Origin of the sequence: Leeuwenhoekiella aequorea (assembly GCF_004104375.1) — a bacterium.
In the GTDB taxonomy this organism is placed as follows: domain Bacteria; phylum Bacteroidota; class Bacteroidia; order Flavobacteriales; family Flavobacteriaceae; genus Leeuwenhoekiella; species Leeuwenhoekiella aequorea.
The window spans coordinates 283,415-303,872 of sequence record NZ_QOVM01000003.1 but is presented as its reverse complement, the minus strand read 5'-3'; the positions used below and the strand labels follow the sequence as shown (position 1 = coordinate 303,872).

At 35.8% G+C, this 20,458-nt stretch carries 31 protein-coding genes; 29 read left to right on the top strand and 2 right to left on the bottom strand.

Annotation, left to right across the window (positions count from 1 at the left end):
* The first annotated feature begins 3 nt into the window (after window positions 1-3).
* The 29 genes from rpsS (at window position 4) to ctlX (ending at window position 17,488) form a co-directional block, all read left to right on the top strand.
* The gene (rpsS, locus tag DSM00_RS08805) at window positions 4-282 is read left to right on the top strand and encodes a 30S ribosomal protein S19 (protein WP_128757664.1); all 279 of its coding nucleotides are present in this window, start codon (window positions 4-6) and stop codon (window positions 280-282) included.
* A gap of 8 nt (window positions 283-290) precedes the next feature.
* Window positions 291-701: a 50S ribosomal protein L22 gene (gene rplV, locus DSM00_RS08800; protein WP_128757663.1), complete on the top strand. Its 411-nt coding sequence runs from the start codon at window positions 291-293 to the stop codon at window positions 699-701.
* A gap of 2 nt (window positions 702-703) precedes the next feature.
* The gene (gene rpsC / locus DSM00_RS08795; protein WP_128757662.1) at window positions 704-1,423 is read left to right on the top strand and encodes a 30S ribosomal protein S3; all 720 of its coding nucleotides are present in this window, start codon (window positions 704-706) and stop codon (window positions 1,421-1,423) included.
* 19 nt (window positions 1,424-1,442) lie between these two features.
* Window positions 1,443-1,865 carry a 50S ribosomal protein L16 gene (gene rplP, locus DSM00_RS08790; RefSeq protein WP_128757661.1) on the top strand — a complete coding sequence of 141 codons (423 nt, stop codon included), beginning with the start codon at window positions 1,443-1,445 and terminating at the stop codon, window positions 1,863-1,865.
* Window positions 1,866-1,876: 11 nt separating this feature from the next.
* A complete protein-coding gene (rpmC, locus tag DSM00_RS08785; RefSeq protein WP_028376345.1) occupies window positions 1,877-2,068 on the top strand; it encodes a 50S ribosomal protein L29 in 192 nt (63 codons plus the stop codon).
* An 11-nt stretch (window positions 2,069-2,079) separates the two neighbouring features.
* Complete coding sequence (gene rpsQ, locus DSM00_RS08780) at window positions 2,080-2,337, top strand: 30S ribosomal protein S17 (protein WP_128757814.1); 258 nt, start codon at window positions 2,080-2,082, stop codon at window positions 2,335-2,337.
* Between the two features lie 2 nt (window positions 2,338-2,339).
* On the top strand, window positions 2,340-2,708 hold the full coding sequence (gene rplN, locus DSM00_RS08775) for a 50S ribosomal protein L14 (protein WP_128757660.1): 369 nt from the start codon (window positions 2,340-2,342) through the stop codon (window positions 2,706-2,708).
* Window positions 2,709-2,720: 12 nt separating this feature from the next.
* Complete coding sequence (rplX, locus tag DSM00_RS08770; protein ID WP_128757659.1) at window positions 2,721-3,032, top strand: 50S ribosomal protein L24; 312 nt, start codon at window positions 2,721-2,723, stop codon at window positions 3,030-3,032.
* Between the two features lie 2 nt (window positions 3,033-3,034).
* Window positions 3,035-3,586 carry a 50S ribosomal protein L5 gene (gene rplE / locus DSM00_RS08765; RefSeq protein ID WP_128757658.1) on the top strand — a complete coding sequence of 184 codons (552 nt, stop codon included), beginning with the start codon at window positions 3,035-3,037 and terminating at the stop codon, window positions 3,584-3,586.
* Between the two features lie 2 nt (window positions 3,587-3,588).
* On the top strand, window positions 3,589-3,858 hold the full coding sequence (gene rpsN / locus DSM00_RS08760; RefSeq protein WP_128757657.1) for a 30S ribosomal protein S14: 270 nt from the start codon (window positions 3,589-3,591) through the stop codon (window positions 3,856-3,858).
* A gap of 73 nt (window positions 3,859-3,931) precedes the next feature.
* Window positions 3,932-4,330 (top strand): 30S ribosomal protein S8, encoded by a 399-nt coding sequence (gene rpsH, locus DSM00_RS08755; protein ID WP_128757656.1) that lies wholly within the window; start codon window positions 3,932-3,934, stop codon window positions 4,328-4,330.
* 20 nt (window positions 4,331-4,350) lie between these two features.
* Window positions 4,351-4,893: a 50S ribosomal protein L6 gene (gene rplF, locus DSM00_RS08750; protein WP_128757655.1), complete on the top strand. Its 543-nt coding sequence runs from the start codon at window positions 4,351-4,353 to the stop codon at window positions 4,891-4,893.
* Window positions 4,894-4,905: 12 nt separating this feature from the next.
* Complete coding sequence (gene rplR, locus DSM00_RS08745; RefSeq protein WP_128757654.1) at window positions 4,906-5,262, top strand: 50S ribosomal protein L18; 357 nt, start codon at window positions 4,906-4,908, stop codon at window positions 5,260-5,262.
* Between the two features lie 6 nt (window positions 5,263-5,268).
* The gene (rpsE, locus tag DSM00_RS08740) at window positions 5,269-5,793 is read left to right on the top strand and encodes a 30S ribosomal protein S5 (RefSeq protein ID WP_028376336.1); all 525 of its coding nucleotides are present in this window, start codon (window positions 5,269-5,271) and stop codon (window positions 5,791-5,793) included.
* A gap of 10 nt (window positions 5,794-5,803) precedes the next feature.
* Window positions 5,804-5,983 (top strand): 50S ribosomal protein L30, encoded by a 180-nt coding sequence (rpmD, locus tag DSM00_RS08735; RefSeq protein ID WP_128757653.1) that lies wholly within the window; start codon window positions 5,804-5,806, stop codon window positions 5,981-5,983.
* 13 nt (window positions 5,984-5,996) lie between these two features.
* Complete coding sequence (rplO, locus tag DSM00_RS08730) at window positions 5,997-6,449, top strand: 50S ribosomal protein L15 (RefSeq protein WP_028376334.1); 453 nt, start codon at window positions 5,997-5,999, stop codon at window positions 6,447-6,449.
* Window positions 6,450-6,459: 10 nt separating this feature from the next.
* Window positions 6,460-7,797: a preprotein translocase subunit SecY gene (gene secY / locus DSM00_RS08725; protein WP_128757652.1), complete on the top strand. Its 1,338-nt coding sequence runs from the start codon at window positions 6,460-6,462 to the stop codon at window positions 7,795-7,797.
* A complete protein-coding gene (gene infA / locus DSM00_RS08720) occupies window positions 7,797-8,012 on the top strand; it encodes a translation initiation factor IF-1 (protein ID WP_028376332.1) in 216 nt (71 codons plus the stop codon). The genes secY and infA overlap by 1 nt, the downstream gene beginning before the upstream one ends.
* 5 nt (window positions 8,013-8,017) lie before the next feature.
* Window positions 8,018-8,134: a type B 50S ribosomal protein L36 gene (ykgO, locus tag DSM00_RS08715; protein WP_009779203.1), complete on the top strand. Its 117-nt coding sequence runs from the start codon at window positions 8,018-8,020 to the stop codon at window positions 8,132-8,134.
* 5 nt (window positions 8,135-8,139) lie between these two features.
* Window positions 8,140-8,514, top strand: a complete 375-nt coding sequence (gene rpsM, locus DSM00_RS08710; RefSeq protein WP_128757651.1) for a 30S ribosomal protein S13 — start codon at window positions 8,140-8,142, stop codon at window positions 8,512-8,514.
* Between the two features lie 9 nt (window positions 8,515-8,523).
* Window positions 8,524-8,946, top strand: coding sequence for a 30S ribosomal protein S11 (gene rpsK, locus DSM00_RS08705; RefSeq protein ID WP_035899755.1), 423 nt, complete (start codon window positions 8,524-8,526; stop codon window positions 8,944-8,946).
* Between the two features lie 92 nt (window positions 8,947-9,038).
* A complete protein-coding gene (rpsD, locus tag DSM00_RS08700; RefSeq protein ID WP_128757650.1) occupies window positions 9,039-9,644 on the top strand; it encodes a 30S ribosomal protein S4 in 606 nt (201 codons plus the stop codon).
* Between the two features lie 26 nt (window positions 9,645-9,670).
* Window positions 9,671-10,663 (top strand): DNA-directed RNA polymerase subunit alpha, encoded by a 993-nt coding sequence (locus DSM00_RS08695; RefSeq protein WP_128757649.1) that lies wholly within the window; start codon window positions 9,671-9,673, stop codon window positions 10,661-10,663.
* Between the two features lie 62 nt (window positions 10,664-10,725).
* The gene (gene rplQ / locus DSM00_RS08690; RefSeq protein WP_128757648.1) at window positions 10,726-11,226 is read left to right on the top strand and encodes a 50S ribosomal protein L17; all 501 of its coding nucleotides are present in this window, start codon (window positions 10,726-10,728) and stop codon (window positions 11,224-11,226) included.
* Window positions 11,227-11,332: 106 nt separating this feature from the next.
* Window positions 11,333-12,445, top strand: a complete 1,113-nt coding sequence (gene carA, locus DSM00_RS08685) for a glutamine-hydrolyzing carbamoyl-phosphate synthase small subunit (protein ID WP_128757647.1) — start codon at window positions 11,333-11,335, stop codon at window positions 12,443-12,445.
* 202 nt (window positions 12,446-12,647) lie between these two features.
* Window positions 12,648-13,937, top strand: a complete 1,290-nt coding sequence (gene eno, locus DSM00_RS08680; RefSeq protein ID WP_128757646.1) for a phosphopyruvate hydratase — start codon at window positions 12,648-12,650, stop codon at window positions 13,935-13,937.
* Between the two features lie 249 nt (window positions 13,938-14,186).
* On the top strand, window positions 14,187-15,473 hold the full coding sequence (locus DSM00_RS08675) for a citrate synthase (RefSeq protein WP_128757645.1): 1,287 nt from the start codon (window positions 14,187-14,189) through the stop codon (window positions 15,471-15,473).
* Window positions 15,474-15,562: 89 nt separating this feature from the next.
* On the top strand, window positions 15,563-16,477 hold the full coding sequence (locus DSM00_RS08670) for a dimethylarginine dimethylaminohydrolase family protein (RefSeq protein ID WP_128757644.1): 915 nt from the start codon (window positions 15,563-15,565) through the stop codon (window positions 16,475-16,477).
* Window positions 16,478-16,555: 78 nt separating this feature from the next.
* The gene (gene ctlX, locus DSM00_RS08665; RefSeq protein ID WP_128757643.1) at window positions 16,556-17,488 is read left to right on the top strand and encodes a citrulline utilization hydrolase CtlX; all 933 of its coding nucleotides are present in this window, start codon (window positions 16,556-16,558) and stop codon (window positions 17,486-17,488) included.
* 2 nt (window positions 17,489-17,490) lie between these two features.
* Here the strand turns inward: ctlX and DSM00_RS08660 are convergent, their stop codons facing one another.
* Together DSM00_RS08660 and DSM00_RS08655 are read right to left on the bottom strand one after the other, a co-directional pair.
* On the bottom strand, window positions 17,491-18,987 hold the full coding sequence (locus DSM00_RS08660; RefSeq protein WP_128757642.1) for a BCCT family transporter: 1,497 nt from the start codon (window positions 18,985-18,987) through the stop codon (window positions 17,491-17,493).
* Window positions 18,988-18,992: 5 nt separating this feature from the next.
* Complete coding sequence (locus DSM00_RS08655) at window positions 18,993-20,438, bottom strand: SDR family oxidoreductase (RefSeq protein WP_128757641.1); 1,446 nt, start codon at window positions 20,436-20,438, stop codon at window positions 18,993-18,995.
* Window positions 20,439-20,458: the final 20 nt, after the last annotated feature.

Here is a 20,458-nt window from a genome sequence, read left to right as displayed (position 1 = left end):
GATATGGCACGTTCATTAAAAAAAGGACCTTACGTTCACTATAAATTAGAGCAGAAAGTAGCTGCTAATGTAGAAGCTAATAAGAAAACAGTAATCAAAACTTGGTCAAGAGCTTCGATGATTACTCCAGATTTTGTTGGTCAAACTATTGCAGTTCACAACGGTCGTCAATTTGTTCCTGTTTATGTAACAGAGAATATGGTTGGTCACAAGTTAGGAGAATTTTCACCTACGAGATCTTTTAGAGGTCATACGGGGTCAAAAAATAAAGGTAAAAAATAATTGAAGCTATGGGAGTTCGTAAAAAAGAAAGAGCAGAGCAGATAAAAGAGGCTAAGAAGAACGTAGCCTTTGCAAAACTGAACAACTGCCCTACTTCACCTCGAAAAATGCGCTTAGTTGTGGATTTAGTGAGAGGTCAGAAAGTAGAGAAAGCGCTTCAAATATTGAAATTCAGTAACAAAGAAGCTTCTCGTCGTGTAGAAAAGTTAGTTCTTTCTGCCATTGCAAACTGGCAAGAGAAAAACGAAGATGCAAGTCTTGAGGACGCAGATTTAATTGTTAAAGAGATTCGAGTGGATGGCGGTAGTATGCTAAAAAGACTTCGTCCAGCACCACAAGGTCGCGCACACAGAATTAGAAAACGTAGCAACCACGTTACTGTGGTTTTAGCTGCTAAAGATAACACACAAAGCAAATAATAATGGGACAGAAGACAAATCCAATCGGAAATCGCCTAGGTATTATCAGAGGATGGGAATCTAACTGGTATGGTGGTAACGACTACGGCGATAAACTTGCCGAAGACGATAAGATTAGAAAGTACATTCATGCTCGTTTATCTAAAGCTAGTGTGTCTAGAGTAATTATTGAGCGTACGCTTAAGCTTGTAACCGTTACTATCACTACTGCAAGACCTGGTATAATTATTGGGAAAGGTGGTCAAGAGGTAGACAAGTTGAAAGAAGAACTTAAACAAATTACTGATAAGGAAGTTCAGATCAATATTTTTGAGATTAAACGTCCTGAACTTGACGCTTTTTTGGTTGCTTCCTCAGTAGCCCGTCAAATTGAGAATCGTATTTCTTACCGTCGTGCAACGAAGATGGCTATTGCGGCTGCAATGCGTATGAATGCAGAAGGTATTAAAATACAAATTTCTGGCCGTTTAAATGGTGCAGAAATGGCTCGTTCAGAATCTTATAAAGAAGGTCGTATTCCATTATCAACATTCAGAGCTGATATTGACTATGCTTTAGTTGAAGCACATACTACTTATGGTAGATTGGGCATCAAAGTATGGATCATGAAAGGTGAGGTTTATGGAAAGAGAGAATTATCTCCTTTAGTAGGTCTTGCTAAGAAGCAAGGAGGAAAGGCCGGTCGTGGAGCTGGATCACCAAAGCCACGTCGTAGAAAGTAATTTTTTAAAGTAAAAAGAGATGTTACAGCCTAAAAAGACAAAGTTTCGTAAGCAACAGAAGGGAAGAATGAAGGGTAATGCCGGAAGAGGGCATTTACTTTCTAATGGTACATTTGGTATCAAATCATTGGACTCTAACTTTCTTACGTCAAGACAAATAGAAGCTGCACGTATTGCTGCAACGCGTTTTATGAAACGTGAAGGATCTTTATGGATCAGAATATTTCCAGATAAGCCAATTACAAAGAAGCCTTTGGAAGTACGTATGGGTAAGGGTAAAGGTGCCGTTGAGTATTGGGCAGCTGTAGTTAAGCCAGGTAGAATGTTGTTTGAAGTAGGTGGTGTTTCTGAGCCGGTGGCTCGTGAGGCATTGCGATTAGCAGCACAGAAGCTTCCGGTTAAAACAAAATATGTAGTAGCTAGGGATTATCAAGCTGACTAAATTCTAGAAAAATGAAACAATCAGAAGTAAAAGAACTATCTGTAGCAGAATTACAGGAAGAGTTAGTAAAAGCGAAAAGAGCTTATACCGATTTAAAAATGGCACACGCTATTTCTCCTTTGGAAAATCCCATTCAGCTTAGAGGTCTAAGAAGATCAGTAGCTCGTATTGCTACAGAGCTTACAAAACGCGAATTACAATAATGCTGCTTAAGATGGAAAAAAGAAATTTAAGAAAAGAACGTATAGGTGTCGTTACCAGCAATAAAATGCAGAAATCAATTGTGGTTGCTGAAGTAAAAAAGGTAAAACACCCTATGTATGGTAAATTCGTTTTAAAAACGAAAAAGTACGTAGCGCACGACGAGCAAAACGACTGCAACATTGGAGATACAGTAAAGATCATGGAAACAAGACCTTTAAGTAAATCTAAAAGTTGGAGACTTGTAGAAATCATTGAAAGAGCTAAGTAATTATGTTACAACAAGAATCAAGATTAAGAGTAGCTGATAACACTGGTGCAAAAGAAGTTTTGACTATTAGAGTGTTAGGTGGTACAAAAAGAAGATATGCTTCTGTAGGTGATAAAATAGTTGTTTCGGTTAAAGATGCAACTCCAAATGGCCAAGTAAAGAAAGGTGCTGTTTCTACTGCAGTTGTTGTACGTACACGTAAAGAAGTACGTCGTCAAGATGGATCTTACATTCGTTTTGATGATAATGCTTGTGTGTTATTAAATGCTCAGGGAGAAATGCGCGGTACTCGTGTATTTGGTCCTGTAGCGAGAGAGCTTCGTGATAAGCAATTCATGAAGATTGTATCATTAGCACCAGAGGTGCTTTAATACAGAAGTAAGATGACAAAGCTTAAAATAAAAGTTGGAGATACCGTGCGTGTAACTGCTGGTGATCATAAAGGTCAAGAAGGTAAAGTGCAGCGTGTTATTAAAGATAAGAACAAAGCAATCGTTGAAGGGGTTAATTTAGTATCTAAACATGAGAAGCCTAGTGCTTCTAATCCTCAAGGTGGTATTGCGAAGAAAGAGGCAGCTCTTCATATTTCTAATCTATCTCTAGTAGATGGTAACGGTGATGCTACACGTGTAGGATACCGTATGGAAGGGGATAAGAAAGTGCGTTTTTCTAAAAAATCAAATGAAGTAATTTAGTTATGGCTTACATTTCAAGACTAAAGACCGAATATAATGAGCGCATAATCGCAGCTCTGAAGGAAGAATTTGGGTATGCAAATGTTATGCAGGTTCCTAAATTAAAAAAGATCGTTATCTCAAGAGGAGTAGGTGCGGCTGTAGCAGACAAAAAATTGATTGATTATTCTGTAGAAGAATTAACTACAATTGCTGGTCAAAGAGCTATTGCAACTATGTCTAAAAAAGATGTCGCTGCTTTTAAATTACGTAAAGGAATGCCAATTGGTGCAAAAGTTACATTACGTGGTGAGCGTATGTATGAATTCCTTGATCGTTTAATTACATCAGCATTACCTCGTGTAAGAGATTTTAATGGTATTAATGCAACAGGATTTGATGGTCGTGGTAACTATAGCCTAGGTATTACTGAACAAATAATATTTCCTGAAATTGATATCGATAAAGTTCGTAAAATTGAAGGTATGAATGTTACCTTTGAAACATCTGCTGAAACAGATAAAGAAGCGAAAGCATTATTAACTCAATTGGGAATGCCCTTTAAAAAGAAGTAATTATGGCAAAGGAATCAATGAAAGCTCGTGAGAGAAAACGCGAGAAACTTGCAGCCAAATATGCTGATAAAAGAAAGGCTTTAAAAGAAGCTGGAGATTATGAGGCATTACAAAAGCTGCCTAAGAATGCATCTCCTGTACGTCAACATAACCGTTGTAAAATAACAGGACGTCCTAAGGGATATATGAGAACTTTTGGTTTGTCACGTGTAACTTTCCGTGAAATGGCTAACCAAGGTCTTATACCAGGTGTTAAAAAAGCAAGCTGGTAAATTAAGAATAAACTGGTTTTAGGTTTTATTTTAAATAGTTAAAATAGAAAACCAAGACCGCAATTTAATATAAATGTATACAGATACTATTGCAGATTTTCTAACTAGGATTAGAAACGCAGCAGCAGCAAACCACCGAGTTGTGGAGATCCCTGCTTCTAACTTAAAAAAAGAAATAACCAAGATCTTATTTGATCAAGGTTATATTTTAAGTTACAAATTTGAAGACAAAACTGCTCAAGGTTCAATTAAGATTGCTTTGAAATATGATAAAGAGACAAAAGACTCTGTTATCAAGGACATCCAAAGAATAAGTAAGCCTGGTTTACGTAAATATTCATCTTCTAAAGATGTGCCTCGTATTCTTAATGGTTTAGGGATCTCTATTGTTTCTACTTCAAAAGGAGTAATGACAGGAAAGCAGGCTCAACAAAAGAATGTAGGAGGAGAAGTACTTTGCTACGTATATTAATCAGTTAAAAGAACAGAGCAATGTCAAGAATAGGAAAAAACCCAATTACAATACCAGCCGGTGTTACTGTTGATGTAGCAGATGGTATGATAACTGTAAAAGGAAAGTTAGGAGAGCTTAAACAAGAGTACTCTAACATAGATATTAAAATTGAAGAAGGTGTAATTACCTTAGAGCGTTCTTCTGATAAAAAAGAAGATAAAGCAAAACACGGTCTTTACCGTGCTTTAATAGCTAATATGATTGAAGGTGTAGCAAATGGTTATACTAAATCATTAGAGCTTGTAGGTGTAGGTTATAGAGCTAGTAACCAAGGTCAAAAATTAGATTTGGCATTAGGTTATTCACACAATATCGTTTTGGAAGTTGCGCCAGAAGTTACTGTTGAAACAGTAAGTGATAAAGGTAAAAACCCTATCGTAAAACTTACTTCATTTGACAAGCAGTTAGTAGGTCAAGTGGCAGCAAAAATTAGAGGTTTCCGCAAGCCTGAGCCTTACAAAGGAAAAGGTATCAAGTTTGTAGGTGAGCAATTAAGAAGAAAAGCAGGTAAGTCTGCATAATAAAATAGCGTTATGGCATTTTCAAAATACACTAGAAGAAATAAAATACGTCTCAGAATCCGTAAGGCTCTTGTGGGTACTGCAGAACGTCCAAGACTTTCTGTATATAGAAGTAATAAAGAAATTTACGCGCAGATCATTGACGATACTACGGGTAAAACGATAACCGCTGCATCATCACGCGATAAAGATTTTTCTTCATCTGAAGAAAATAAAGCTGATATTGCTAAGCGAGTAGGAAAAGCGATAGCTGAGAAGGCTAAAGAAGCAGGAATTGACGCGGTTGCATTCGATCGTGGTGGTTACTTGTATCACGGGAGAGTAAAACAATTAGCAGAAGGAGCCCGAGAAGGCGGATTAAAATTCTAAGAAGTTATGTATCAAAAATATAAAAACGTAGAGTTAGTAAAACCAAGCGGATTAGATCTTAAAGACCGTTTAGTAGGTGTTCAACGTGTTACTAAAGTAACAAAGGGTGGTAGAGCTTTTGGTTTTTCTGCAATTGTTGTTGTAGGTGACGAGAGTGGTGTTGTAGGTCAAGGTCTTGGTAAATCTAAGGATGTTGCAAGTGCTATTGCAAAAGCTGTAGAGGATGCTAAGAAAAACTTAGTGCGTATACCGCTTAGTAAAAGTACGATACCTCACGAGCAAAAAGGTAAATATGGCGGTGCGCGAGTATTGCTTATGCCAGCTGCTCCTGGTACGGGTGTAATAGCAGGTGGTGCAATCCGTTCTGTATTAGAGGCTGTAGGTATTCACGATGTACTTTCAAAAAATCAAGGATCTTCTAATCCACATAACGTGGTAAAGGCTACCTTTGATGCACTTTTACAATTGAGAAGTGCAGAGACTGTTGCTAAGCAAAGAGGAATTTCTCTTGATAAAGTTTTTAAAGGATAATTTTAAGACAATGGCAAAAATTAAAGTAACTAAGGTTAAGAGTGCGATTAATCGTACTCAAAACCAGAAGAGAACTCTTGAGGCTTTAGGTCTTACAAAGATGAACCAGGTTGTGGAGCATGAAAATACTTCAAACATCTTGGGAATGATAAATAAAGTGAGTCATTTAGTTTCTGTTGAAGAAGCTTAAACAAAACAATAAAATGGGTTTAAATAATCTAAAACCGGCAGCAGGCTCGGTAAAAAAGAACGACAGCAGGCGAGGTCGTGGTGAAGCTACAGGAAATGGTGGAACCGCAGGCCGTGGGCACAAAGGTGCGAAGTCACGATCAGGTTATTCTAAGAAAGTAGGTTTTGAAGGAGGTCAAATGCCTCTTCAAAGACGTGTTCCTAAATTTGGTTTTACAAATGTAAACCGTAAGGAATTTTCAGGAGTAAATCTTGATACTTTACAAGAATACGTTGATGCTGGAAGAATCCAGGATGAAGTTACTATTGATGTTTTGGTTCAAAACAGATTAGTAGGTAAAAATGACTTAGTTAAGATTTTAGGTCGTGGTGAGCTAAAAGCTAAACTGAAAATTAGTGTTCATAAATTTACAGCCTCAGCACAAAAAGCTATAGAAGCAGCAGGCGGAGAAGCAGTAACTTTATAACATTATTAGTATGAAGGCTATAGAAACGATTAAGAATATTTGGAAAATTGAAGAGCTAAAGAATCGCATTCTTTTAACATTAGGTTTGCTTTTAGTATACCGTTTTGGAGCTCAGATAGTACTTCCAGGTATTGATGCATCTCAATTAGCCAACTTGTCTGCTCAGACAGACGGAGGTTTACTTGGGTTATTAAACGCATTTACAGGTGGGGCATTTTCGAATGCCTCTGTATTTGCATTGGGTATTATGCCCTATATCTCTGCATCTATTGTAGTGCAGCTTATGGGTATAGCAGTACCATATTTACAAAAATTACAGAAAGAAGGGGAAAGTGGTCGTCGCAAAATTAACCAAATTACACGTTGGTTAACTATTGCTATTACGCTTATACAGGGTCCGGGTTATATAACAAACCTATTTAATATCCTACCTCCTGAAGCTTTTGTAATGGGTAGCAATATAACATTCATTGTTTCTTCTGTTATTATTCTTACAACTGGTTGTGTATTTGCAATGTGGTTAGGTGAGAAAATTACAGATAAAGGTATAGGGAATGGTATTTCACTATTAATTATGGTGGGTATTATAGCAAGATTACCGCAATCATTTATTCAAGAATGGATTTCTAGGGTATCTGAATCGAATGGTGGATTAATTATGATTTTAATTGAATTAGTAATTTGGTTTGTCATAATACTACTATCTGTATTACTTGTTATGGCTGTGCGTCAAATACCAGTACAATATGCGCGTCGTACTGCTAGCGGTAGCTACGAGCGTAATGTATTTGGAAGTAGACAATATATTCCTTTAAAGCTTAACGCTTCTGGAGTTATGCCTATCATATTTGCACAAGCAATTATGTTTATACCAGGTGCTGTAATTGGCTTGTCTGAATCTACGACAGCCCAATCAATAGCAGCCGAATTTACTAATATCTTTGGATTCTGGTATAACCTTGTATTTGCTTTATTAATTATAATTTTCACTTATTTCTATACTGCGATAACGGTGCCTACTAACAAGATGGCAGACGATTTGAAGAGAAGTGGTGGTTTTATAGCAGGTATTAGACCAGGTACTGAGACATCAGAATATTTAGATAGAATTATGTCTCAAATTACGTTACCAGGATCTATATTTTTAGCATTGATTGCTGTTTTTCCAGCAGTTGCTGTAAGTGTGTTGGGTATGCAACAAGGATGGGCACTTTTTTATGGTGGTACTTCTCTACTTATTTTAGTAGGTGTAGCAATTGATACAATGCAACAAGTGAATTCTTATTTACTTAATAGACACTATGACGGTCTTATGAAATCAGGTAAAAACAGAAAAGCAGTAGCATAATGGCAAAACAACAAGCAATAGAACAAGATGGTTCAATTATTGAGGCATTGTCAAACGCAATGTTTAGAGTTGAATTAGAAAATGGTCACATTGTGACTGCGCATATCTCAGGTAAGATGCGTATGCATTATATTAAACTATTACCTGGAGATAAAGTAAAACTAGAAATGAGCCCATACGATTTATCAAAGGCTCGTATAACTTATAGATACTAGACAAGATGAAAGTAAGAGCATCAGTAAAGAAAAGAAGTGCAGACTGCAAGATTGTACGTCGCAAAGGAAGATTATACGTTATTAATAAAAAGAACCCTAAGTTCAAACAAAGACAAGGTTAAGGATTATGGCTAGAATTGCAGGGGTAGATATCCCAAAACAAAAGAGAGGTGTAATCGCTTTGACGTACATCTTTGGAATCGGAAATAGTAGAGCTCAGAAAATATTAGCAGAGGCTGGTGTTGATGAGAATTTAAAAGTAAACGAGTGGGATGATGATCAAATTGGTCGCATTCGTGATGCTGTAGGTTCTTATAAAATTGAAGGTGAACTTAGAAGTGAAGTTTCAATGAGTATTAAGCGTCTGATGGACATTGGTTGTTACAGAGGTATTAGACATCGTTCTGGATTACCATTACGTGGTCAACGTACTAAGAATAACTCAAGAACCAGAAAAGGTAAGCGTAAAACGGTTGCTAACAAGAAAAAGGCAACTAAATAATAAGTAACAATGGCAAAGCAAAACACTAAAGGTGGAGGGAAAGGCGCAAAAGCTACTAAAGGTACAAAAAAGCGCAAGGTAATTGTTGAATCGATAGGTGAGGCTCATATTTCAGCATCTTTCAATAACATCCTAATTTCTTTGACAAATAAAAAAGGTGATGTAGTTTCTTGGTCTTCAGCTGGTAAAATGGGCTTTAGAGGTTCTAAGAAAAATACTCCTTATGCTGCACAATTAGCTGCAGAGGATGCAAGTAAAGTAGCTCACGAAGCTGGTTTACGCAAAGTAAAAGTTTATGTAAAAGGACCAGGTAATGGTCGTGAATCTGCAATTCGTTCTATCCACAACAGTGGTATCGAGGTTACAGAAATCGTAGACGTTACTCCATTACCACATAATGGATGTCGCCCTCCTAAGCGTAGAAGAGTTTAATTAATTATTTATTTTTATATCAACCGGGGATCAACGATTTTGCGAAGGACTAGACCTTAATTCCTTAATCACCCCACAAATTATCAATTAGAATGGCAAGATATACCGGTCCTAAAACTAAGATCGCTCGTAAATTTGGCGAAGCAATTTTTGGAGATGACAAATCTTTTGAAAAAAGAAATTATCCTCCAGGTCAACACGGAAACAACAGACGCCGTGGTAAAAAGTCTGAATATGCTATACAGCTTCAAGAAAAGCAAAAAGCAAAATACACTTACGGAATTTTAGAAAATCAATTTCGTAATATGTTTGAGAAAGCAACACGTTCAACTGGTATTACAGGGGTTGTATTACTTCAATTGTGTGAGTCTCGTTTAGATAACGTCGTTTACAGAATGGGTATTGCACCTTCAAGAAGATCTGCACGTCAGTTTGTATCTCACAGACATATTACAGTAAATGGTGAATTAGTAAACATTCCTTCTTACCAAGTAAAACCAGGAGACAATATTGCAGTACGTGAAAAGTCTAAATCCTTGACAGCAATTCAGGATTCACTTTCAAATGCAAGCCACGTTTATGAGTGGATCACTTGGAATAATGATACAAAGCAAGGTACTTTCGTAGCAGTTCCTGAGCGTATTCAGATTCCAGAAAATATCAACGAACAGTTTATCGTTGAATTGTACTCTAAATAATAATAACAACTCTTAGAAAACATAATATGGCATTACTAAATTTCCAGAAGCCCGATAAAGTCATAATGATAGACTCTACCGACTTTGAAGGTAAGTTCGAATTCAGACCTTTAGAGCCAGGTTACGGTTTGACTGTTGGTAACGCGTTACGTAGAGTATTACTTTCTTCTTTAGAGGGTTTTGCAATTACTTCTGTGCGCGTAGAGGGTGTAGATCATGAGTTTTCAACTATAGCTGGAGTTGTAGAAGATTTTACCGAAATCATTCTTAATTTAAAACAAGTACGTTTTAAAAGACAGATCGATGAGATAGACAATGAAACTGTAACAATTTCTGTATCTGATAAAGAACAATTAACTGCAGGAGATTTCCAGAAATTTATTTCTGGTTTTCAAATTCTTAATCCAGATTTGGTTATTGCCAATATGGAAAAGAAAGTTAATATCAATATGGAAATCACGGTTGAAAAAGGTCGTGGTTATGTTCCTGCTGAAGAAAATAAAAAGCAGAATGCACCTATAGGCACAATATTTACTGATTCTATTTACACTCCTATAAAGAATGTTAAATATAGCATTGAAAATTATCGTGTAGAGCAAAAAACTGATTATGAAAAATTAGTTTTTGAAATCATTACTGATGGTTCTATACATCCTAAAGATGCATTAACTGAAGCTGCAAAAACATTGATTCACCATTTTATGTTATTCTCTGACGAGCGTATCACCCTTGAGGCAGATGAGATCGCGCAGACTGAAACATATGATGAGGAATCACTGCATATGCGTCAATTGCTTAAAACAAAACTAGTGGATATGGATTTATCTGTACGCGCTTTGAACTGTTTAAAGGCTGCTGAAGTAGAAACTCTTGGAGACTTAGTTTCTTACAATAAGAATGACCTTATGAAGTTCCGTAACTTTGGTAAAAAATCTCTTACAGAGCTAGAAGAGCTTGTGAATGTAAAAGGTTTGAACTTTGGTATGGATCTTTCAAAGTACAAATTAGATAAAGACTAGTAACGCAACATAGTTTGCTCCTCAAAAAGGGTTGAGCAAGATGTTTGCATAAAATAAATGTCATGAGACACGGAAAAAAAATAAACCATTTAGGACGCCAAACTGCACATAGAAAATCTATGCTTGCAAACATGGCTTGTTCCCTTATAGAGCACAAACGTATCAATACTACTGTTGCTAAAGCTAAAGCGCTTAAGCAATTTGTAGAACCTATTGTTACAAAATCTAAAGTAGATACTACTCATAATCGTCGTATCGTAATGAGTAAATTGCGTCAAAAAGATGCAGTTGCAGAATTATTTAGAGATGTTGCTGTAAAAGTAGGAGATCGTCCAGGTGGATACACTCGTATTATTAAATTAGGTAATCGTTTAGGTGATAATGCTGATATGGCAATGATCGAACTAGTAGACTACAACGAGATTTATAACTTAGGTAAGACTAAGAAAAAATCTACTCGTAGAGCTGGTAAGAAAGCTGCAACGTCAGAAGTAGTTGCTCCTGCTGCAAAGAAAGAAGCTGCTCCTAAAAAAGAGACTAAAGGTTCTGATGAAGAAGAATAGACTTTTCATTTGTATCGAATAAATTGAAAAAGGATAAGCCGTTTAGGTTTATCCTTTTTTTTATAATTATTTTTACCATAATTCAAATCGTATTTAAATTAACAACATGAAGTATCAAACCAATCGTAAAGCAATAATACTACTCGCTGACGGAACCATTTTCTATGGTAAGGCTGTGGGGGATAAAGAGGGTACGGCCTTTGGAGAAGTATGTTTCAACACGGGAATGACTGGATATCAAGAGATTTTCACAGATCCTTCTTATTATGGTCAATTGATGGTGACGACCAATGCTCATATAGGGAACTATGGAGGCAATAATGAAGAAACAGAATCTGGTACAGTAAAAATTTCAGGTTTAATCTGTAGAAATTTTAGTTATAACTATTCGCGCACACGAGTTGACGAATCTTTACAATCATTTTTAGATAAAAATAATTTGTTCGCGATTTCAGATGTAGATACTCGAGCTTTAGTTGCTTACATTAGAGATAATGGAGCGATGAATGCAGTAATTTCTTCAGATGTTGAGAATATAGATGGATTAAAGAAGCAATTAGCGGAAGTGCCTGATATGAATGGTCTTGAACTTGCTTCTAAAGTTTCTACTAAAGAGGCTTATTACTTTGGTGATGAAAATGCGTCTTATAAAGTAGCAGCTCTTGATCTCGGAATCAAGAAGAATATATTGCGAAACATGGCCTCCCGAGATATTTATGTAAAAGTGTTTCCATACGATACTACCTTTGAAGAGATGAATGCTTGGAATCCTGATGGTTATTTTCTATCTAACGGACCTGGAGATCCAGATCCTTTGAAGCAAGTTATTCAAACAACTCAAGACATACTGGCTGCAGATAAGCCGCTCTTCGGGATATGTTTAGGTCATCAAATCATTGCATTGGCAAATGGTATAAGTACCTTTAAAATGCATCACGGGCATAGAGGAATTAATCATCCTGTAATGAATCATACTTCAGGAAAGGGTGAGATAACATCTCAAAACCACGGATTTTCGGTAAATTATGATGAGGCTATATCAAACACCAATCTCGTAGTTACTCATCAGCATCTAAATGATAATACGGTAATGGGTCTAAAAATGAAAGATAAGGCTTGCTTTTCCGTACAATATCATCCTGAAGCAGGACCTGGTCCTAATGACGCTACTTATCTTTTTGATGAGTTTATAGGCTCTATGAAAAAGAAAACTGCTTAAAATAGTATTCAAATATTTTGTTTGAATACATTAATTTTTAAAAAATGCGGTTTTTTAATCTACGATCATCATTAATTTCATTAGGTGAGTCGAAGTTTTAAATTATCATTAAATTAATTCTAAAGAAACCATTAGCGCATATAAATACTGGCTTTTTCAGTATATTGCTAATGCTTAAATAACTAATCAATTTTAAAATAATATGAGTATAATTATCAATATCCACGCACGTCAGATTTTAGATTCTCGTGGTAATCCTACAGTAGAGGTAGATGTTTTAACTGAAAATGGTGTGCTAGGAAGAGCTGCTGTACCTTCAGGTGCTTCTACAGGTGAACACGAAGCTGTAGAGTTACGTGACGGGGGTAAAGATTATATGGGGAAAGGTGTTTTAAAAGCAATTGATAATGTTAATACGATAATTGCACAAGAATTACTTGGAGTTTCTGTTTTTGAACAAAACTTAATAGATCAGACAATGATCGAATTAGATGGGACACCTAACAAATCAAAATTAGGAGCAAATGCAATTCTTGGAGTTTCTTTGGCAGTAGCAAAAGCTGCAGCAAATGAGCTTAATATGCCATTATATCGTTATGTAGGTGGTGTTAGTGCAAAGACACTTCCAGTACCTATGATGAATATTATAAATGGTGGTTCTCATAGTGATGCGCCAATTGCATTTCAGGAATTTATGGTTATGCCGGTTAAAGCAGAAAGCTTTACGCATGCTATGAAAATGGGTACTGAGATTTTTCATAACTTAAAGAAAGTACTTCACGACAGAGGTTTAAGTACTGCTGTGGGTGATGAAGGTGGTTTTGCACCTACATTAGAAGGTACTGAAGATGCGATTGAAAGTATTCAAAAGGCTGTTGAAAATGCCGGGTACAAATTTGGTGATGAAGTTATGATTGCTTTAGATTGTGCTGCAGCTGAGTTCTACGTTAATGGAAAGTACGATTATACAAAATTTGAAGGAGATAAGGGTGTTATTCGCTCTAGTGAGGAACAAGCGACTTACCTTGCTGAATTAGCTGCTAAATATCCTATAATTTCTATCGAAGATGGAATGGATGAAAATGACTGGGAAGGATGGAAATCTTTAACTGAAAAAATAGGTGACAAAGTTCAGCTTGTAGGTGATGATTTATTTGTTACAAATGTTGAGCGCCTATCAAGAGGTATTGAAAATGGTATTGCAAATTCTATACTTATTAAAGTAAATCAAATAGGTACGTTAACAGAAACTATTGCTGCCGTAAATATGGCACATAATGCAGGATATACCAGTGTAATGTCGCATCGTTCTGGAGAAACAGAAGATACTACAATCTCTGATCTTGCAGTTGCATTAAATACAGGACAAATCAAAACAGGTTCAGCTTCGCGTAGTGATCGTATGGCTAAGTACAATCAACTACTTCGTATAGAAGAAGAGTTAGGATCTGTTGCATATTTCCCTAAAATGCAAGCATTTAAAATAAAATAAATTTCACAATACTGTGATTATAAAAAGCATCCATTTTGGATGCTTTTTTTTTCTTTTTTTTCAAAAATTTTACTTTGATAGGGATGATGATTCACCAATTTAATTTTGATAGAAGCATTAAAATTTATGGATTAAATTATTTGGTTTTTTTTAACCACGCAAGCCAGCTATTTTCTTTAATAATCTCTCTTAATTTTGTATTTTAGCAACACTTGAATTTTTTGATAATCAGCTAAAACTTATAATATAATGGCAGATAATGCTACGTTGACAATTGGGGATAAATCCTATGAATTTCCTGTAATTACAGGTACTGAAAATGAGAATGCAATCGATATAGCTAGCTTAAGAGCAGTTACCGGAGGATATACAACTATAGATCCCGGATATAAAAATACCGGAAGTTGTGAGAGTGCAATAACATTTCTGAATGGAGAAGAAGGTATTTTAAGATATAGAGGATATTCAATTGAAGAATTAGCTGAAAAAGCATCATTTCTTGAAGTTGTTTATTTACTGATTTTTGGTGAATTACCTACCCAAAATCAATTAGATAAATTCCATAAAGATATCAAGGAAGAAAATCATGTAGATGAAGATATAAAGAAAATTCTTAACGGTTTTCCTAAGTCTGCTCATCCCATGGGCGTTTTAGCTTCTTTAACTTCGGCACTTACTGCTTTTAACCCAGGGGCAGTTAATGTTGATTCTGAAGAGGATATGTATAAAGCTATCGTTAAATTACTAGGTAAATTCCCGGTTTTAGTAGCGTGGACTATGCGTACTAAAATGAGCAAACCTCTTGATTACGGGGATGATAGTTTAGGTTATGTTGAGAATTTACATAAAATGATGTTCTCTAAACCTAATAGTGAGTATAAGGTAGATTCTTCTATTATTGAGGCCATAGATAAATTATTAATTCTTCATGCAGATCACGAGCAAAACTGCTCTACTTCTACTGTACGAATAGTAGGATCTTCACATGCGGGATTATTTGCTTCTATTTCTGCAGGTATATCTGCATTATGGGGACCATTGCATGGTGGGGCAAATCAAGCAGTTATTGAAATGCTTGAGGCCATTAAAGCAGATGGTGGAGATACTAAAAAATATATGCAAAAAGCTAAAGACAAAGATGATCCGTTTCGTCTTATGGGCTTTGGTCATAGAGTTTACAAGAATTTTGATCCTCGGGCTAAAATTATCAAGAAAGCAGCAGATGATGTCCTTGAGAAATTAGGTGTTGATGATGAAGTGTTAGCGATTGCAAAAGGTCTTGAAAAAGAAGCGCTTGAAGATGACTATTTCGTAAAGCGTAAATTATATCCTAATGTAGATTTTTATTCAGGTATAATCTATCGGGCACTTGGGATTCCTGTAGAAATGTTCACGGTTATGTTTGCAATGGGGCGTGTACCGGGATGGATTGCACAATGGAGAGAAATGCGATTGCGCAAAGAGCCAATAGGACGCCCTCGCCAAGTGTACATAGGTGAGACGTTGAGATCATTTAAACCTATGGAAGAACGTTAGAATCTGCGGGTTCTGTATTATAAAAAGCGGGTTTTTGATTCTCTTCAAGAACCCGCTTTATATTTATATAATTACGACAATTAGATTTTATGATAAAACTGAATGTAAACGATGAGACCTCTCGTCTTAGGTCTGTAATACTCGGAACTGCTAAAAGCAATGGTCCTGTTCCCACTTTAAAGGAAGCATACGATCCTAAATCTATGCTGTATATAAAGGCCAATACCTATCCGAAAGAGGAAGATATGCTTAGAGAAATTGAAGCAGTTGAAGAAGTCTTTAATAAATATGGCGTACAAGTGTTTAGGCCAAAATTGATTGAAAATTGTAATCAAATATTTACTAGAGACATTGGTTTTGTTATTAATGATATTTTTATCAAAGCGAATATTCTCCCCGATCGTGAAGAGGAAATTGAAGCGATTGAGCACGTACTAGCTCAGATGGATCAAAGCAAAATTATACGATTTCCTGAAGAAGCTCACATCGAAGGAGGAGATGTGATGCCAGTGGGCGATTATATATTTGTGGGTGTTTATCGTGAGGTAGACTATCCAGACTATATAATTGCACGTACTAATATGGAGGCGGTAAATCACTTGCAAAAATCATTTCCCGATAAGACGGTAGTGTCTTTTAATCTTCGAAAATCTAATTCTAATCCGTATGAAAATGCACTACATCTAGATTGTTGTTTTCAGCCAGTAGGTGATAAATTTGCAATAATTCATAAGAACGGATTTTTAAATGAAGAGGAGTATATATGGCTGGTCAATCATTATGGAAAGGAAAATATTTTTGAAATAGATTCTGAAGAAATGTTTAATATGAACTCTAATATTTTTTCAATAGCTCCGGACATCGTTATTTCAGAAAAGAATTTTACGCGACTTAATACATGGTTAAGAAGCAAGGGAATCACAGTTGAAGAAGTGCCCTATGCAGAAATTTCAAAGCAAGAAGGTTTATTGCGATGCAGTACACTTCCACTAGTACGAGAATAAAAATATTCTAATACAAAATACTGGCAAAAGGCTATGAAAATTGAAAAGTGAAACTCTACATTTGCGCAAAAAATTATAATGAAGCAAGTTACTAATACGGTATTGATGGTACGTCCTGTAGCATTTAGAATGAATGAACAGACTGCTATTAATAACTACTTTCAAGAAGATCTAGCTCTTAAAAATGAAGAAATAAATAAAAAGGCTCAGCAAGAATTTGATCAGTTTGTTTCAAAATTAAAGTCTGTTGGTGTGAATGTGCTTGTTCTAGATGATGATAAAGAGCTTGACACTCCAGATTCAATATTTCCAAATAATTGGGTAAGTACTCACAAAAATGGGAATGTCGCTTTATACCCTATGTATGCCGAAAATAGAAGGCGAGAGCGTAGAGAAGAATTTTTTAATGTTTTAGAAGATTCAGGTTTTCAAATTAATAATATCGTTGATTACACAGAGGCCGAAGAGGAAAGTATTTTTCTTGAAGGAACCGGTAGTATAATTCTAGATCGAGTTAATGAGAAAGCTTATTGTGCGCTTTCAGCTAGAGCAGATGAGGATCTATTTATAGAATTTTGTGAAGATTTTGAATATTTACCTGTAATCTTTAATGCCTATCAAACTGTAGACGGAAAGCGACTTCCTATATATCACACTAATGTTATGATGTGTGTGGCAGAAGAATTTTGCGTTATTTGTTTAGATAGTATTGATGACAAAAAGGAACGAAAATTTGTAATTAATCAGTTAAAGGAATCCGGAAAGGAAATTATTGCTATTTCAGAAAAACAAATGCATCAATTTGCAGGCAATATGTTACAGGTGGTTAATGATAAAGGGGTTAACATCCTTGTAATGAGTAAAAGTGCTCATTTATCTTTAAATGATGGGCAAATAAAAAGTATTACTAAGTATTGCGAAATTGTAAGCAGTGATCTAGAAACTATAGAGACTTGCGGAGGAGGAAGCGCACGTTGTATGATGGCTGAAATTTTTCTTCCTAAGGCTTAATACTACATTTTCCACCGGTAGAGATTCAGTATCCATTTGATGATCATCCATACCATAAATAAGCTCAAAGGGAGTGATGTAATTATAAGCAGCATCTGGGCGGCTACAAGTACATCACTTCCTTCTCGGGCAAAACCCAATATCACGAGTCCTATAGCGCTCATAGTTAATATTACGCTCCATAAAATGCGATGTTTACGTGAAGGATTCTCTGTTTTAGATGTAAAGGTGCTAAGCACGTAAATGGCAGAATCTAAGGAGGTTACTAGAAATCCTATAAGTAGTATAATGATTAAGCTATTTACGATAGTTTGCAAGGGATAGTTAGAAAGAAAAATAAATAATGAGGTGAACACATTCCCAAACTCATCTGAATAACTTCCCCAATCTTCAATAAGTTTAAAAGCTGAAGTTCCAAACACAGAAAACCAGAAAAAAGTTCCTATTGAGGGAATAAGTAAAGCCCCAATTATAATCTCACGTATAGTTCTTCCTTTACTGATCCTAGCTATGAAAATCCCTGTAAATGGAGCCCAGGCTATCCAGAATGCCCAGTAATAATAAGTCCAGTCTGTTAAGAATTGTTTCCCTGGATTATAAATTCCTACTGCAAGACTTAAAGGAATAAAATCAATTATATACTGGTAAAAAGCTATACCAAATTGTTTTACAATTTCGAATATATCTCCTTGAACGAAGACAAATAACAGAAGAGCAAGAGTAAGATAAATATTTGCCGATGATAGCCTCTTGATACCCTTATCCACACCGCTCAAAGCAGATAGTAATGAAAATATACCAATTATAATTATGAGTAAAATGATGAAATTGTAGTTCAAAACGTCTCCTAGAAGATGATCCAATCCTCCTTTAATTTGACTAGCTCCCAGTCCTACAGCTGCTACAAGGCCAAAAACAGTAGTTAATATGGTTAAGAGATCTATTAAGAACTTTCCATTTATATACGATTTGCTTATTAATTGTTCTGAGTGAAAAACAGTACTACTGGTTAACGTGGGTCTATTAAATTTAAATACGGCTGTACCTATAGCTAAAGCAAATAGTGTATAAAAGGCCCAGGCAGTAAATCCCCATTGATAAAATGTAAACTCTAGAGCTATAACTTCCTTAGATTGGCCGGTATTTATTGGTGAATTTTCAAACATATATACAGGTTCCTGTACAGCTCGCAACAAAATTCCAGCTCCCATTCCGGCACTGTATAACATAGAAATCCAGGCTATTCTAGAAAATGCTGGCTTCTCAGTCGGTTTTCCAAGTTTGTAGTTTCCCCACTTTGAAAGTGCTATACCAAGCAGTAGAAATACACTTACAAGACCCAGCACTAAATAAAATTGACCGAAGATATCACGTACTTTTAATGCGGTGCTTTCAATTAAATTATAACTTTCTGTGGTATATCTATAAAAGAAAAAGCATACTATTAATAAAATAGCAATAGATGAAAACAGGAGTAAATTGTCTTTAATTTTATGCAAAGTTTTTAGGGTAAATTATTATTTGGGTTATATGTAGCAATATTTCTAATCATACCTTCAAAAATAAAATAATGAAAGGGTAGCATACTAAACCAGTAAAGTCTTCCCCATAAACCACGTGGTCTAAAGGTGGCTGTTTGATGTAAAATATTATCATCATCAATTTCCCAATCTAACCATGCTTCTCCGGGAACTTTCATTTCTGCAAACAAGAGTAAACGCTTCTCTTTTTTGTCTGCGAGTAACACTCTCCAGAAATCCAGAGAGTCCCCTTCATAAAGTTGGTTTGTATGTGTACGTCCTCTACGCAAACCTACGCCGCCAAAAATTTTATCTGCAAATCCGCGTATTTTCCAGAGTTTGTTAGCGTAATACCAGCCGCGATTACCGCCTATAGACCATATGTTTTCTAGAGCTTGTTCTGGGTTATCAAGTTTAATAGTCTGTCGGTCTTTGAGACATCCAAATTCTGGCACTTTTATATACTCACTTACATCTTTTCTAAACCTTCCGCTAATCATTGAATCTTTCCAACTAGAGACTACTTGATTTTGCTCGATTTTTTCAAATGCTAGTTTGATGGCTTCGATATAGGTGAGTGGTGTTATTTGTAGTAATTCCTGCAAACGCGTATCTCTTGTGATAACCTCTATACGCATACTGTCTACAAGATTTAAAGCGAGTTTGTAGCTTGTAGATGTGACAAAATAAAGCCAGTACGAGGAGATCTTGGGACTCATAACCGGGACATCTAAAATTGTGAGAGATAGGGATCTTATTTCTGCGTAGCGCAACATCATTTCTTTATATGAAAGAATATCTGGACCTCCAATATCAAAGGATTCATTGTAACAAGCTTCATTACCCAGCACACCTGACAGATACTGTAAGACATTACGAATAGCAATAGGCTGGCAGCGTGTAGTCACCCATTTTGGTGTTATCATAATGGGTAACTTCTCACATAAATCACGTATAATCTCAAAAGAGGAGCTTCCAGAACCCACAATAATGGCAGCTCTAAGTACGGTGAGTTTAAAATTACCATTATAGAGCATATCTTCAACTTGTTTTCTCGACCTTAAATGCTTGCTTAAGTTTTTTTCGTTAACAATACCGCTTAAATAAATAACCTGCTTACAATTGGTATTTTTTAAATAGGTATTGAAATTACGTGCTGAAAGTTCTTCTTTTTCATCAAAATCTGATGTCGAAGATGTCATAGAATGGATGAGATAATAGGCGGCATCAATATCTTTTGGTAATTTTGAAACCTCGGGTTCTTGTAAAAAATCGATTTCAATTATAGTAATGCGCTTTAAAATACGCGCATTTACAGAAAGTCTATTTTTGTCTCTCACAGCACAGACAATCTCGTGACCTTGTTCTAAAAGTAACGGTAAGAGACGCATACCTATATAGCCGTTAGCGCCCGTAAGTAAGATTTTCATAGGTATGTTTTAATATGAAT

Coding starts and splice junctions, on each gene's coding strand:
- ykgO (WP_009779203.1), top strand. CDS start 8,018: ATGAAAGTAAGAGCATCAGTAAAGAAAAGAAGTGCAGACTGCAAGATT.
- rpsE (WP_028376336.1), top strand. CDS start 5,269: ATGTATCAAAAATATAAAAACGTAGAGTTAGTAAAACCAAGCGGATTA.
- DSM00_RS08655 (WP_128757641.1), bottom strand. CDS start 20,438: ATGAAAATCTTACTTACGGGCGCTAACGGCTATATAGGTATGCGTCTC.
- rplV (WP_128757663.1), top strand. CDS start 291: ATGGGAGTTCGTAAAAAAGAAAGAGCAGAGCAGATAAAAGAGGCTAAG.
- rplP (WP_128757661.1), top strand. CDS start 1,443: ATGTTACAGCCTAAAAAGACAAAGTTTCGTAAGCAACAGAAGGGAAGA.
- rplO (WP_028376334.1), top strand. CDS start 5,997: ATGGGTTTAAATAATCTAAAACCGGCAGCAGGCTCGGTAAAAAAGAAC.
- rpmC (WP_028376345.1), top strand. CDS start 1,877: ATGAAACAATCAGAAGTAAAAGAACTATCTGTAGCAGAATTACAGGAA.
- rpsK (WP_035899755.1), top strand. CDS start 8,524: ATGGCAAAGCAAAACACTAAAGGTGGAGGGAAAGGCGCAAAAGCTACT.
- rpsM (WP_128757651.1), top strand. CDS start 8,140: ATGGCTAGAATTGCAGGGGTAGATATCCCAAAACAAAAGAGAGGTGTA.
- infA (WP_028376332.1), top strand. CDS start 7,797: ATGGCAAAACAACAAGCAATAGAACAAGATGGTTCAATTATTGAGGCA.
- rpsS (WP_128757664.1), top strand. CDS start 4: ATGGCACGTTCATTAAAAAAAGGACCTTACGTTCACTATAAATTAGAG.
- rpsC (WP_128757662.1), top strand. CDS start 704: ATGGGACAGAAGACAAATCCAATCGGAAATCGCCTAGGTATTATCAGA.
- DSM00_RS08695 (WP_128757649.1), top strand. CDS start 9,671: ATGGCATTACTAAATTTCCAGAAGCCCGATAAAGTCATAATGATAGAC.
- carA (WP_128757647.1), top strand. CDS start 11,333: ATGAAGTATCAAACCAATCGTAAAGCAATAATACTACTCGCTGACGGA.
- rplR (WP_128757654.1), top strand. CDS start 4,906: ATGGCATTTTCAAAATACACTAGAAGAAATAAAATACGTCTCAGAATC.
- eno (WP_128757646.1), top strand. CDS start 12,648: ATGAGTATAATTATCAATATCCACGCACGTCAGATTTTAGATTCTCGT.
- rpsH (WP_128757656.1), top strand. CDS start 3,932: ATGTATACAGATACTATTGCAGATTTTCTAACTAGGATTAGAAACGCA.
- rplQ (WP_128757648.1), top strand. CDS start 10,726: ATGAGACACGGAAAAAAAATAAACCATTTAGGACGCCAAACTGCACAT.
- rplX (WP_128757659.1), top strand. CDS start 2,721: ATGACAAAGCTTAAAATAAAAGTTGGAGATACCGTGCGTGTAACTGCT.
- ctlX (WP_128757643.1), top strand. CDS start 16,556: ATGAAGCAAGTTACTAATACGGTATTGATGGTACGTCCTGTAGCATTT.
- rplF (WP_128757655.1), top strand. CDS start 4,351: ATGTCAAGAATAGGAAAAAACCCAATTACAATACCAGCCGGTGTTACT.
- rplE (WP_128757658.1), top strand. CDS start 3,035: ATGGCTTACATTTCAAGACTAAAGACCGAATATAATGAGCGCATAATC.
- rpsQ (WP_128757814.1), top strand. CDS start 2,080: ATGGAAAAAAGAAATTTAAGAAAAGAACGTATAGGTGTCGTTACCAGC.
- DSM00_RS08675 (WP_128757645.1), top strand. CDS start 14,187: ATGGCAGATAATGCTACGTTGACAATTGGGGATAAATCCTATGAATTT.
- rplN (WP_128757660.1), top strand. CDS start 2,340: ATGTTACAACAAGAATCAAGATTAAGAGTAGCTGATAACACTGGTGCA.
- rpsN (WP_128757657.1), top strand. CDS start 3,589: ATGGCAAAGGAATCAATGAAAGCTCGTGAGAGAAAACGCGAGAAACTT.
- DSM00_RS08670 (WP_128757644.1), top strand. CDS start 15,563: ATGATAAAACTGAATGTAAACGATGAGACCTCTCGTCTTAGGTCTGTA.
- rpsD (WP_128757650.1), top strand. CDS start 9,039: ATGGCAAGATATACCGGTCCTAAAACTAAGATCGCTCGTAAATTTGGC.
- secY (WP_128757652.1), top strand. CDS start 6,460: ATGAAGGCTATAGAAACGATTAAGAATATTTGGAAAATTGAAGAGCTA.
- rpmD (WP_128757653.1), top strand. CDS start 5,804: ATGGCAAAAATTAAAGTAACTAAGGTTAAGAGTGCGATTAATCGTACT.